The organism is Stenotrophomonas sp. DDT-1 (genome assembly GCF_001580555.1).
Lineage (GTDB): Bacteria > Pseudomonadota > Gammaproteobacteria > Xanthomonadales > Xanthomonadaceae > Stenotrophomonas > Stenotrophomonas sepilia.
In genome coordinates, this window is the sequence record NZ_LEKR01000048.1 from 22132 (window position 1) to 33370 (window position 11239).

Annotated in this window: 13 protein-coding genes; all 13 read left to right on the forward strand. The window is 67.0% G+C overall.

Translation table 11 applies throughout. The features are described 5' to 3' along the window. Nucleotides 1–9: 9 nt before the first annotated feature. A complete protein-coding gene (locus tag AB839_RS17980) occupies nt 10–321 on the forward strand; it encodes a hypothetical protein (protein ID WP_061480409.1) in 312 nt (103 codons plus the stop codon). A gap of 31 nt (nt 322–352) precedes the next feature. After that, entirely contained in the window at nt 353–874 is a 522-nt protein-coding gene (locus AB839_RS17985) for a GNAT family N-acetyltransferase (protein WP_061480410.1), read from the forward strand. 75 nt (nt 875–949) lie between these two features. Beyond that, on the forward strand, nt 950–1582 hold the full coding sequence (locus AB839_RS17990) for an alpha/beta fold hydrolase (protein ID WP_032954421.1): 633 nt from the start codon (nt 950–952) through the stop codon (nt 1580–1582). Between the two features lie 176 nt (nt 1583–1758). Then, nucleotides 1759–2490, forward strand: coding sequence for a YebC/PmpR family DNA-binding transcriptional regulator (locus tag AB839_RS17995; RefSeq protein ID WP_005418519.1), 732 nt, complete (start codon nt 1759–1761; stop codon nt 2488–2490). A gap of 105 nt (nt 2491–2595) precedes the next feature. Continuing rightward, a complete protein-coding gene (gene ruvC / locus AB839_RS18000; protein ID WP_005418518.1) occupies nt 2596–3117 on the forward strand; it encodes a crossover junction endodeoxyribonuclease RuvC in 522 nt (173 codons plus the stop codon). A 13-nt stretch (nt 3118–3130) separates the two neighbouring features. Beyond that, on the forward strand, nt 3131–3724 hold the full coding sequence (ruvA, locus tag AB839_RS18005) for a Holliday junction branch migration protein RuvA (RefSeq protein ID WP_005418517.1): 594 nt from the start codon (nt 3131–3133) through the stop codon (nt 3722–3724). A gap of 49 nt (nt 3725–3773) precedes the next feature. Then, nucleotides 3774–5693 (forward strand): potassium transporter Kup, encoded by a 1920-nt coding sequence (locus tag AB839_RS18010; protein ID WP_061480411.1) that lies wholly within the window; start codon nt 3774–3776, stop codon nt 5691–5693. A 331-nt stretch (nt 5694–6024) separates the two neighbouring features. Next, nucleotides 6025–7065, forward strand: a complete 1041-nt coding sequence (gene ruvB / locus AB839_RS18015; RefSeq protein WP_061480412.1) for a Holliday junction branch migration DNA helicase RuvB — start codon at nt 6025–6027, stop codon at nt 7063–7065. After that, nucleotides 7055–7486, forward strand: a complete 432-nt coding sequence (ybgC, locus tag AB839_RS18020) for a tol-pal system-associated acyl-CoA thioesterase (protein WP_061480413.1) — start codon at nt 7055–7057, stop codon at nt 7484–7486. The genes ruvB and ybgC overlap by 11 nt, the downstream gene beginning before the upstream one ends. Before the next feature lie 10 nt (nt 7487–7496). Further along, on the forward strand, nt 7497–8276 hold the full coding sequence (gene tolQ, locus AB839_RS18025) for a protein TolQ (RefSeq protein WP_005410752.1): 780 nt from the start codon (nt 7497–7499) through the stop codon (nt 8274–8276). 24 nt (nt 8277–8300) lie between these two features. Next, nucleotides 8301–8729, forward strand: a complete 429-nt coding sequence (gene tolR / locus AB839_RS18030) for a protein TolR (protein ID WP_005410751.1) — start codon at nt 8301–8303, stop codon at nt 8727–8729. Then, nucleotides 8719–9774 (forward strand): cell envelope integrity protein TolA, encoded by a 1056-nt coding sequence (gene tolA, locus AB839_RS18035; protein ID WP_061480414.1) that lies wholly within the window; start codon nt 8719–8721, stop codon nt 9772–9774. The genes tolR and tolA overlap by 11 nt, the downstream gene beginning before the upstream one ends. A 282-nt stretch (nt 9775–10056) precedes the next feature. Continuing rightward, a partial coding sequence (tolB, locus tag AB839_RS18040) for a Tol-Pal system beta propeller repeat protein TolB (protein WP_061480415.1) occupies nt 10057–11239 on the forward strand: 1183 nt, incomplete at its 3' end.

Genomic DNA, 11239 nt, shown 5'->3' on the forward strand with positions numbered 1-11239 from the left:
ATCCAGGCAATGACCGAGTTTGCGTTTTCGCTGGAGTGGGAAAAGCTGGGCAATGAAGGCTCCGAGGCCAACCTGGTCACCGAGCGTGCACGCGTGTTCGGTGGTTGGCTGGTCCGCGTCGGTACCAACCCGGCGGCGATGGCCCTGACCTTCGTCGCCGACGGCGAAGGCCGTTGGGACGGTGAAGACTTCGGCGTCGAGGATTACGAGGACGACGAAGAGGAAGAGTACGAAGAGGACGAGGAAGAAGAGGACGAGGACGAAGAGGAGTACGAGGAAGAGGACGAGGAAGAAGAAGCGGAGTCGCCTGAAAAGGCTTGACCCCCGCTTCGCCCTGGCGTCAACTTCCTGCATGTATTCGATCCGCCGCGCCACTGTGGACGACGCGCCGACCCTGTCGGCGCTGGCCGCCCGCACGTTCACCGAAACCTTCGGCCATCTGTACCCGCCGCAGGACCTGCAGGCCTTCCTGGAGGAGGCCTACACGGTCGAGCGCCAGCGCGTGATCCTGGCCCACCCCGATTACGCGGTGTGGCTGCTGGAACTGGATGGGGAGGCGGTCGGCCATGCCGCCGCCGGCCCCTGTGGCCTGCCGCATCCGGATGTGAAACCCGGTGACGGCGAACTCAAGCGCCTGTACCTGATCAAGACGCAGCAGAGCTGCGGCTGGGGCAGCCGCCTGCTGGAAACCGCGCTGACCTGGCTGGAGCGCGAAGGCCCGCGCACGCTGTGGCTGGGTGTGTGGTCGGAGAACTTCGGCGCGCAACGCTTCTACGCGCGCTATGGTTTCGAGAAGGCCGGCGAGTACCTGTTCCCGGTCGGCAATACCAACGATCTTGAATTCATCCTGCGCCGCGCACCGCGCGCGGCCTGACGTTCACCGCCGCTTGCTGCGCGCGCGTGTTCAATCACCTCACGTTCCTGCCCCGCTGACCGCCAGGCTGTTTGCATGACTCCCCCCGTATTGCTGCTGCATGGCATCTGGAATGCCCGCGCCTGGGTCGGGCCGCTGGCCTGGCGCCTGCGCGCGCGTGGTTTCCAGGTGCATGCGTTCGGTTACTCCTCGGTGTTCGGTGGTCCCGACGTGGCGGTGCCCCAGCTGCTGGAACGGTTGGCCGACGCCGGGCCGTTGTCGCTGGTCGGCCACAGCCTGGGCGGGTTGCTGGCGCTGGAAGCGCTGCGGCGCAATCCGCAGCTGCCGGTGCAGCGGGTGGTCTGCCTGGGTTCACCGCTGCGCGGCAGTGGCACCGCACGCTCGTTGTCCGAGCATGGCTGGGGCCTGGCGCTGGGACGCAGCAGCGAGCTGCTGCTCGATGGCCTGCCGGACTGGCAGGGCAGGGCCGAGGTTGGCCTGATCGCCGGCTCGGTGCCGCATGGGCTGGGCAGCCTGCTGGGTGCCATCGACGATGCCTCCGACGGCACCGTGGCACTGGCCGAGACCCGGCTGCCGGGCCTGGCCGACCATTGTGTGGTCCGCACCAGCCACAGCGGCCTGGTGGTGTCGCCCGACGCCGCGCGGCAGACCGCGCATTTCCTGCGCCACGGCAAGTTCGACCACAGCCGCGACGCGGCGGCAGCATAGGGGCAGGGGAGGCAGGGCCGCCCTGTGGAGCCGAGCCCATGCTCGGCTGCATTCCGTCGGGCCCATTGGGCCGAGCATGGGCTCGGCTCTACAACAATACGGGCCTAGACACGGTTGCAGCGCCCGATCAGGTAGAATCCGCGCCTTGATCCTGAAGCAGCCAGACGGTAGCACCCATGGGTAGAGGCCCCTCCATCGAAGCCCGCAAGAATGCGTCCGACGCGAAGCGCGGCAAGATTTTCACCAAGATCATCCGCGAGATCGGCGTTGCCGCGCGCGGCGGTGGAGGCGACCCCAACAACAATCCGCGCCTGCGCGTGGCCGTGGACAAGGGCCTGGCCGTGAACATGTCCAAGGACGTGATCGAGCGTGCCATCAAGAAGGCGACCGGTGAGCTGGAAGGCGTCGACTACGAGGAAGTCCGCTACGAGGGCTACGCCCCGGGTGGCGTGGCCGTGATCGTCGACTGCCTGACCGACAATCGCGTACGCACCGTGGCCGATGTCCGCCATGCGTTCAGCAAGTGCGGTGGCAACATGGGCACCGAGGGCTCGGTGGCCTTCATGTTCAAGCGCCTGGGCGTGCTCAGCTTCGCCGCAGGGGCCGACGAGGAAGCCATCACCGAAGCGGCCATTGAGGCCGGTGCCGATGACATCGTGGTCTACCCCGATGACGGCTCGATCGATGTGGTCACCAGCCCTGACGCGTTCAACGCGGTGAAGGATGCGATGGCCGCCGCCGGCCATGTCGCCGACCACGCCGAGATCACCTTCCGCGCGGACAACGACATCAAGGTTGAAGGCGACGTCGCCCTGCAGGTCAAGAAGCTGCTGGACATGCTCGAAGACCTGGACGACGTGCAGGACGTGTATTCCAACGCCGAACTCGGCGCCGACGCCTACGCCTGAGCCGTCTTCGACGGCCTGGGCGCGGGCCGTTGAACGGTCACCGCGGACAGTCATGAGCCCATACGCCTGCCAGCGCATCCCGTTCCGCCCCGCCAGGAGTGCAGCATGACCCGCATCCTCGGCATCGACCCCGGTTCGCAGCGGACCGGGGTCGGCATCATCGATGTCGATGCCGCCGGCCGCGTCACCTACGTGCACCACCAGCCACTGGTGCTGCTGGGCGCCGACGACTTCCCGCAGCGCATGAAGCTGCTGGTGCTGGGCCTGGCCGACCTGTGCCGCGAGTACCAGCCGCAGGAAGTGGCCATTGAAAAGGTGTTCATGGCCCGCAATCCCGATTCGGCGCTGAAGCTGGGCCAGGCCCGGGGCGCGGCGATCTCGGCCGTGGTGCTGCGCGACCTGCCGGTGCACGAATACGCCGCCAGCGAGATCAAGCTCGCCGTGGTTGGCCGTGGTGGCGCCGAAAAGCAACAGGTTCAACACATGGTCGGGCTCATGCTCAACCTGAAAACCAAGCTGCAGGCCGACGCGGCCGACGCGTTGGCAGTGGCGATCACCCATGCCCACGTACGGGCAACGGCCAACCGCCTGGGGCTCAGTGCCCGCCAGGCGTGGGGCCGAAAATGAGGAGCTGCACGCAATGATCGGACGACTGCGCGGCATCGTCGCCTACAAGGCGCCGCCGTGGCTGGTGGTGGACGTGAACGGGGTGGGCTACGAACTGGAGGCGCCGATGAGCACCTTCTACGACCTGCCTGAGCTCGGCCGCGAGGTCACGCTGTACACCCACTACGCGCAGAAGGAAGACAGCGTTTCGCTGTACGGCTTCCTGCGCGAGGGTGAGCGGCGCTTGTTCCGCGACGTGCAGAAGGTCAGTGGCATCGGCGCGAAGATCGCGCTGGCGGTGCTGTCCGGCGTTTCCGTCGAGGAGTTCGCGCGCATGGTCCAGGCCGGTGACATCACCGCGCTGACCCGTATCCCCGGCATCGGCAAGAAGACTGCCGAGCGCATGGTGCTGGAACTGCGTGACCGCGCCGCCCAGTTCGGCGCCGGCGGCGCGCTGCCCACCGGCAGCGGCCCGGCCCCGGCCGACCCGCTGTCCGATGCCACCGTGGCCCTGCAGCAGCTGGGCTACAAGCCGGCCGAAGCGGCACGCATGGCCCGCGACGCCTTCAATGAAGGCGACGAGGTAGCCACCGTGATCCGCAAGGCGCTGCAGTCGGCGCTGCGCTGAGCCGCGTCCCTTTCCTTCAACGAACCGCCTGAGCATCGCCAGGAGTCCCATGTCCAGCAGTCAAACCCCGCACGCAGCTGCCTCCGGCAGCCACGGTCACGCCCCTCCAGCAGGAGGCATGGCGCTGATCATCGGTGCGATCGGCGTGGTGTTCGGCGATATCGGTACCAGCCCGCTGTACACGCTGAAGGAGGCGTTCTCGCCGCACTACGGGCTCAACAGTGACCACGACACCGTGCTGGGCGTGCTGTCGCTGGCGTTCTGGGCGCTGAACATCGTGGTCACGCTGAAGTACGTGACCATCATCATGCGCGCCGACAACGACGGCGAGGGCGGCATCATGGCGCTGATGGCGTTGACCCAGCGCACGCTGCGCAACGGCTCGCGCTCGGCCTACGTGGTCGGCATCCTCGGCATTTTCGGTGCCTCGCTGTTCTTCGGTGACGGCGTGATCACCCCGGCGATATCGGTGCTGGGTGCGGTGGAAGGCCTGGAGGTGGCCGCGCCGGGCCTGCATGCCTTCATCGTGCCGATCACGGTGGTGGTGCTGTTGATGGTGTTTGCGGCGCAGCGCTTCGGTACCGAGAAGATCGGCAAGGCCTTCGGCCCCATCACATCGGTCTGGTTCATCTCGCTGGCGGCGATCGGCATCTACAACATCGTCGATGCGCCGGAAGTGCTCAAGGCATTCAACCCGTGGTGGGCGATCCGCTTCTTCATGGAGCACAGCTGGCATGGGATCTTCATCCTCGGCGCAGTGGTGCTGGCGGTGACCGGTGGCGAGGCGCTTTACGCCGACATGGGCCACTTCGGTGCCAAGCCGATCCGACACGCCTGGTACTTCTTCGTGCTGCCGTGCCTGGTGCTGAACTACCTGGGGCAGGGCGCACTGGTGCTCAACCACCCCGAGGCGCTGAAGAACCCGTTCTTCGAGGCAGTGCCGTCGTGGGCGCTGTACCCGATGATCATCCTGGCCACGATGGCGGCGGTGATCGCGTCCCAGTCGGTCATCACCGGCGCGTTCTCGGTCTCGCGTCAGGCGATGCAACTGGGCTACATCCCGCGCATGCGCATCAAGCACACCTCGCACGACACCATCGGCCAGATCTACATCCCGGGCATCAACTGGGGCATCGCGGTGATGGTGATCGGCCTGGTGCTGGCCTTCCGCAGCTCGTCCAACCTGGCGGTGGCCTACGGCATCTCGGTGTCGGCCACCATGCTGATCGACACCCTGCTGCTGGCCCTGGTGGCCCGTTCGCTGTGGCCGAAGGCGCGCGCCTGGCTGCTGCCGCTGTGCGTGGTGTTCTTCATCATCGATCTGGGCTTCGTCATCGCCAACGGTGCCAAGCTGCTGCAGGGCGCCTGGTTCCCGGTGGTGCTGGGCATCTTCCTGTTCACCATGATGCGCACGTGGCGCCGTGGCCGCGAGCTGCTGCGCGATGAGATCCGCAAGGACGGCATCCGTCTGGATACCTTCCTGCCGGGCCTGATGCTGGCACCGCCGGTACGCGTGCCGGGCACCGCGGTATTCCTCACCGCCGACCCGACCGTCGCCCCGCATGCGCTGATGCACAACCTCAAGCACAACAAGGTGCTGCACGAGCGCAACGTGTTCCTGCACGTGGAGACCCTGCCGATCCCGTATGCGATGGAAGGGCAGCGGCTGAAGATCGAATCGGTGGGCGACGAGTTCTACCGCGTCTATGTGCGCTTCGGCTTCATGGAGACCCCGGACGTGCCGCTGGCGCTGATGCGCTCGTGTGACCACGGTGGCATCTACTTCGACCCGATGGACACCACCTTCTTCGCCAGCCGCGAAACCATCGTGGCCACCGCCAACCGCGGCATGCCGATCTGGCGCGACAAGCTGTTCGCGCTGATGCACCGGAATGCCGCGCCGGCGACCGGCTTCTTCCGGATTCCGGGTAACCGGCTGGTGGAACTCGGCGCGCAGGTGGAGATTTAATCTCCACCGTCGATTCCTCCAGAGATCCGTCCACGCATGGCGTGGATCTGCCGTGCCGACCAACGGTCGGCACCCACCAAAGCAGAACGCCGTTCCGACAGACCGCAGGAAACTGTCGAAGGCGGGGTGGGTCCGGTTGCGGGGGCGTGAGCCCCATGGATGGCGCGACCGAGCCTACATGGACGTATTTACGGCGTCCCCCGCAACCGGACCCACCCCGCCATTCCCCCAGGAAGCCCGCTTCGGCTGTTGCTCTGGATGTTGCCGTTGCCTCTGCGGGTGCCGGGCGCAGCCCGGCCGAATCACCCCGCTTTTGCCGCATAATCAGCACATGACCGACGACCGCATCATCGGCGCCGGCGCCACCCGCGAGGATGACGCCGCCGACGCCAGCATCCGCCCCAAGCGCCTGGCCGACTATCTCGGCCAGGCCCCGGTGCGCGAGCAGATGGAGATCTATATCGAAGCGGCCAAGGGGCGCGGCGACGCGCTCGACCACGTGCTGATCTTCGGGCCGCCCGGCCTGGGCAAGACCACGCTCAGCCACGTCATCGCCAACGAACTGGGCGTGGCCCTGCGGGTGACCTCCGGCCCGGTGATCGAAAAGGCCGGCGACCTCGCCGCACTGCTGACCAACCTGCAGCCGCACGACGTGCTGTTCGTGGACGAGATCCACCGCCTGTCGCCGGTGGTCGAGGAAGTGCTGTACCCGGCGATGGAAGACTTCCAGATCGACATCATGATCGGTGAGGGCCCCGCGGCCCGTTCGATCAAGATCGACCTGCCGCCGTTCACCCTGATCGGTGCCACCACCCGCGCCGGCCTGCTGACCGCGCCGCTGCGCGACCGCTTCGGCATCGTCCAGCGGCTGGAGTTCTACAGCGTCGAGGAGCTGACCCGGATCGTGCGCCGTTCGGCCACCATCCTCGGCATCGACTGCACCCCCGACGGCGCCGGCGAGATCGCGCGGCGCGCGCGCGGCACCCCGCGTATCGCCAACCGCCTGCTGCGCCGCGTGCGCGACTACGCGCAGGTGAAGGCGGGCGGCCACATCGACGAGGCCGTGGCGCAGGCCGCGATGAAGATGCTCAAGGTTGATCCGGAAGGCTTCGACGAGCTCGACCGGCGCCTGCTCAAGACCCTGGTCGACTACTTCGATGGCGGCCCGGTCGGCATCGAGTCGCTGGCCGCGGCGCTGTCCGAGGAGCGCGGCACGCTGGAAGACGTGGTCGAGCCGTACCTGATCCAGCAGGGCTTCCTGGTGCGCACCGCGCGCGGCCGCATGGCCACCCACAAGGCCTACCGGCACATGGGCCTGAAGCCGAAGAACCCGCCGCAGGATCTGTTCGCGGAGGTTCCCGATGTCGGTTGAGCCACTATTCAGTTGGCCGACACGCATTTACTGGGAAGATACCGACGCAGGCGGCGTGGTCTACCACGCTCGCTACGTGGCCTTCATGGAACGGGCCCGGACCGAATGGATGCGTGCGCTCGGCTACGGCCAGGAGCGCATGCGCGCCGAGCATGGGATGGTCTTCGCGGTGCGCTCGATGCAGATGGATTTCATCAGGCCGGCACGGCTGGATGACACCCTGCAGGTGAGCGCCCGCCTGGTCCAGCTGAAGAAGGCCAGCATGGTCTTCGACCAGCAGATCCTGCGCGACGGCGAGCTGCTGCTGTCGGCCCGGGTCCGCATCGCCGCACTGGAAGCGGCCAGTTTCCGTCCGCGTGGCATGGACGAGGCCGTCCTTGCCATGCTGCAACCCCACCTCCACCCCGAATCCGAACACTGAGGAACAACGGATGATCGCAACGCTCCTGGCCCTGCAGGCCACGGTCACCGAGGCACTGCCGGCCGACGTCAGCAACGCCGCGACACAGACCCTTGCCCAGGCCACCACCGGCGGCGGCATCAACTACCTCGAACTGATGGCCAAGGCCAGCCTGCCGGTGAAGATCATCGTGCTGCTGCTGCTGGTCGGCTCGTTCGTCAGCTGGGTGATCATTTTCCGCAAGGCCCGCGTGTTCAAGCAGGCCACCCGCGAAGCCGACGAGTTCGAGAACCGCTTCTGGTCCGGCGCCGACCTGGGCAAGCTGTACAGCGCCGCCACCGACCGCAGCCGCAGCGTGACCGGCCTGGAAGCCATCTTCGAAGCTGGTTTCCGCGAGTACACCCGCCTGCGCGACAAGCGCCGCCTGGATGGCCGTGCGCAGCTGGAAGGCGCGCAGCGTGCCATGCGCACCACCTACACCCGCGAAGTGGACCAGCTTGAGCGTAACCTGGAACTGCTGGCCAACATCGGTTCGACTGCCCCGTACGTGGGCCTGGTCGGTACCGTGTTCGGCATCATGGTGACCATGCACGACATGATCAGCAGCGGTGCGCAGGCCGGTATCGCCGCCGTCGCGCCAGGCATCTCCGAAGCCCTGTTCGCCACCGCCATCGGCCTGTTCGTGGCGATCCCGGCGGTGTGGGCCTACAACCGCTTCACCACCCGCGTGGAGCGCATGTCGGTGCGGTTCGAGACCTTCGCCGAAGAGTTCAGCTCCATCCTGCAGCGCCAGAGCGCTGGCGACGAGTAAGCGCCTGACCCGGGAGTCCAAGCCATGTCCGCTGCCATCGGTCGCCGCAAGCGCCGCAAGCTGAAATCGGAAATCAACGTCGTTCCCTACATCGACGTCATGCTGGTGCTGCTGATCATCTTCATGGTCACCGCGCCGCTGCTCACCCTGAGCTTCGACGTCGACCTGCCGCAATCCAACGCCAAGGCGCTGGAAAGCAAGCAGGACCCGGTGATCGTCTCGGTGCGCCAGGACGGCCAGCTCAGCCTGAAGCTGCCCGACGCCAAGGAACCGACCGCCGTGTCGGCCGAGGAACTGGAGGGCCGCCTGGCCGGCATCGCCGCCCAGGACAAGGGCGTGCGCGTGATCGTCGCCGCCGACCGTGCCGTGGCCTATGAAAAGGTCATCGCCGCGATGGATGTGATCAAGCGCGCCAAGGTAGACAAGGTAGGCCTGGCCACCGATGCACGCTGACGCCCTGCCACCTCCGCAGCAGCGCGAACCCGGCTGGGGCCTGCCCCTGGCGCTGGCGTTGCTGGTGCACCTGCTGGTCGCGCTGGTCTTCATCGTGGCCTGGTTCTGGTCGCCCGAGCGCAACACCGACGCCGCCGCCGGTGATCCGTCGGTGGAGGCCAGCCTGGCGCTGTCCGCGTCCGAGGCGTCCGCCGCCCGCCAGGCCCTGCGCCAGTCCGAAAAGCTGGAGGACCTGCCGCCGCCGGTGGCCGAGCCGGTTCCGGTGCCGGAAGACACCATTCCGCCGCCACAGCCGATTCCCGAGCCGCGCCCACAGGACGCCCCCACGCCACAGCAGCAACAGGCACAGGAGCGTGTCGCGCAGCCGGATACCAAGGACCAGGAAGCGGTCAGCGCGTTGGCCATCTCGCAGGAGAAGGCCAGGCAGGAGCAGGAAGCCAAGCGCCGCCAGGAGCAGATCGACCTGACCGAACGCAAGCGCCAGGAAGAGGCCGAGCAGAAGCTGCGCCTGGCCAAGCAGCAGGAAGAAGACGCGAAGAAGAAGCTGGCCGATCAGGCGCGTCAGGCCGCGGACAAGGCCGAGGCCGAGAAGCAGAAGAAGATCGCTGAGATCCGCGCCCGCCGCGAACAGGCCGAAAAGGAAGCCAAGCTGGCTGAGCAGAAGCTGCGCCAGGTCGCCGCCGCGCGAAATGCCGCGGGCAGTGCCGCCGCCGGTGCCAGCGGTGCGTCCCAGCCGGCCGCCGGTGGCGGTGGCAACAGCGATGATCTTTCGGCCAAGTACGCCGCGGCGATCCAGGCCAAGGTGCTGTCGCAGTGGGTGCGGCCGGACACGGTGCCGCTGGGCCAGCGCTGCCAGATCACCATCACCCAGATTCCGGGTGGCACGGTGATGCAGGCCAAGGTCAGCCCGAACTGCCCGTACGACGAGGCCGGCAAGCGTTCGATCGAGGCCGCCGTGCTCAACGCGCAGCCGCTGCCGTACCGTGGCTTCGAGTCGGTGTTCGCACGCACGCTCAACTTCACGTTTACTGCCCAGGATCGCTGAGGCGGCGGGCCAGGGGGCTTTCGGGCCACCCGCGCCCACGGTTGTCGCGCTTGCCTCTGGTGTGCTCGGTTTCGACCGGGCAGGCTGTGGGCTGCTGTCGAACACCGTCCTCCGGGGCGGCGTGACCAGGGCAGACGGTGCGATGTTAGCCACGACGTTAACGGTGCGTGAGAAGACGGGCTGGAACTGACCCGGAATTCACGTACCCTTGGTTCATGATTGCGAAGCGGTTCACTCCCGCTTTGTTATCCCTCGTTCCGGTTTCCCCTTATTGAGCGCTCCATGAAAAAGATGCCTCGCTGGCTTGCCGTGTTTGCGGCCCTGTTGCTGCCCTTTGCTGCCGTCGCGCAGCAGAAGGGGCTGGATATCGACATCATCGGCGGCAATGCCTCCGCGCTGCCGATCACCATCGTGCCGATGCCCTATCAGGGTTCGTCGGCCGCTCCGCAGACCGACGTCGCCGGCGTGGTCCGTGCCGATCTGGAGCGTTCGGGCCAGTTCCGCACGCTGCCGGAAGCGCAGATCGTCGAGAAGCCCGTGCGGGGGGGGGATATCCAGTTCGCGACCTGGCGCGCGCTGAAGCAGAACTACATCGTGGTCGGCCGCGTGCTTGATGCCGGTGCGGGTGCCTACCGCGTCGAGTACGAACTGTTCGACGTGCCCAAGGGCGAGCGCCTGCTGGGCCTGGCGATGACCGCCCGTGGCAACGCCATGCGCGACGTTGCCCACCAGATGGCCGACGCCATCTACGAAAAGATTACCGGTGTGCGCGGCGCCTTCTGGACCCGCATCGCCTACGTGACCGCCAGTGGCAAGGGCGACGCCATGCGCTACGCGCTGATGGTGGCCGATTCCGATGGCTTCAACCCGCAGACCATCGTGCGCTCGGCCGAGCCGCTGCTGTCGCCGTCGTGGAGTCCGGATGGCAGCAAGCTGGCCTACGTCAGCTTCGAGCGTGGCAATTCGGCCATCTACATCCAGAACATCGGCACCGGTGCACGCGAGCTGGTCACCAGCTTCCGCGGCATCAACAGCGCCCCGGCGTTCTCGCCGGATGGCCGCAAGCTGGCCCTGACCCTGTCGCGCTCCGGTAACCCGGAAATCTACGTGATGGACCTGGGCAGCAAGCAGCTGACCCAGCTGACCAATCACTTCGCCATCGATACCGAGCCGACCTGGGCACCGGACGGCAGCGCGGTGTACTTCACCTCCGATCGCGGCGGCCGTCCGCAGGTCTACAAGGTCGGTGCCGGTGGCGGCAGCGCCGAGCGCGTCACCTTCCAGGGCAACTACAATGCCAAGCCCTCGGTGTCCTACGATGGCAAGAAGATCGCCGTCGCCCAGGGCTCGGGCAACAGCTACAAGATCGCGATGATGGACAGCTCGCTGGGGTCGCCGCGCTGGAGCACGCTGTCCCCGGGTTCGCTGGATGAATCGCCGAGCTTTGCGCCCAACGCAAGCATGG

Coding starts and splice junctions, on each gene's coding strand:
- ruvC (WP_005418518.1), top strand. CDS start 2,596: ATGACCCGCATCCTCGGCATCGACCCCGGTTCGCAGCGGACCGGGGTC.
- AB839_RS18010 (WP_061480411.1), top strand. CDS start 3,774: ATGTCCAGCAGTCAAACCCCGCACGCAGCTGCCTCCGGCAGCCACGGT.
- ruvA (WP_005418517.1), top strand. CDS start 3,131: ATGATCGGACGACTGCGCGGCATCGTCGCCTACAAGGCGCCGCCGTGG.
- AB839_RS17995 (WP_005418519.1), top strand. CDS start 1,759: ATGGGTAGAGGCCCCTCCATCGAAGCCCGCAAGAATGCGTCCGACGCG.
- tolA (WP_061480414.1), top strand. CDS start 8,719: ATGCACGCTGACGCCCTGCCACCTCCGCAGCAGCGCGAACCCGGCTGG.
- ybgC (WP_061480413.1), top strand. CDS start 7,055: ATGTCGGTTGAGCCACTATTCAGTTGGCCGACACGCATTTACTGGGAA.
- AB839_RS17980 (WP_061480409.1), top strand. CDS start 10: ATGACCGAGTTTGCGTTTTCGCTGGAGTGGGAAAAGCTGGGCAATGAA.
- tolQ (WP_005410752.1), top strand. CDS start 7,497: ATGATCGCAACGCTCCTGGCCCTGCAGGCCACGGTCACCGAGGCACTG.
- AB839_RS17990 (WP_032954421.1), top strand. CDS start 950: ATGACTCCCCCCGTATTGCTGCTGCATGGCATCTGGAATGCCCGCGCC.
- ruvB (WP_061480412.1), top strand. CDS start 6,025: ATGACCGACGACCGCATCATCGGCGCCGGCGCCACCCGCGAGGATGAC.
- AB839_RS17985 (WP_061480410.1), top strand. CDS start 353: ATGTATTCGATCCGCCGCGCCACTGTGGACGACGCGCCGACCCTGTCG.
- tolR (WP_005410751.1), top strand. CDS start 8,301: ATGTCCGCTGCCATCGGTCGCCGCAAGCGCCGCAAGCTGAAATCGGAA.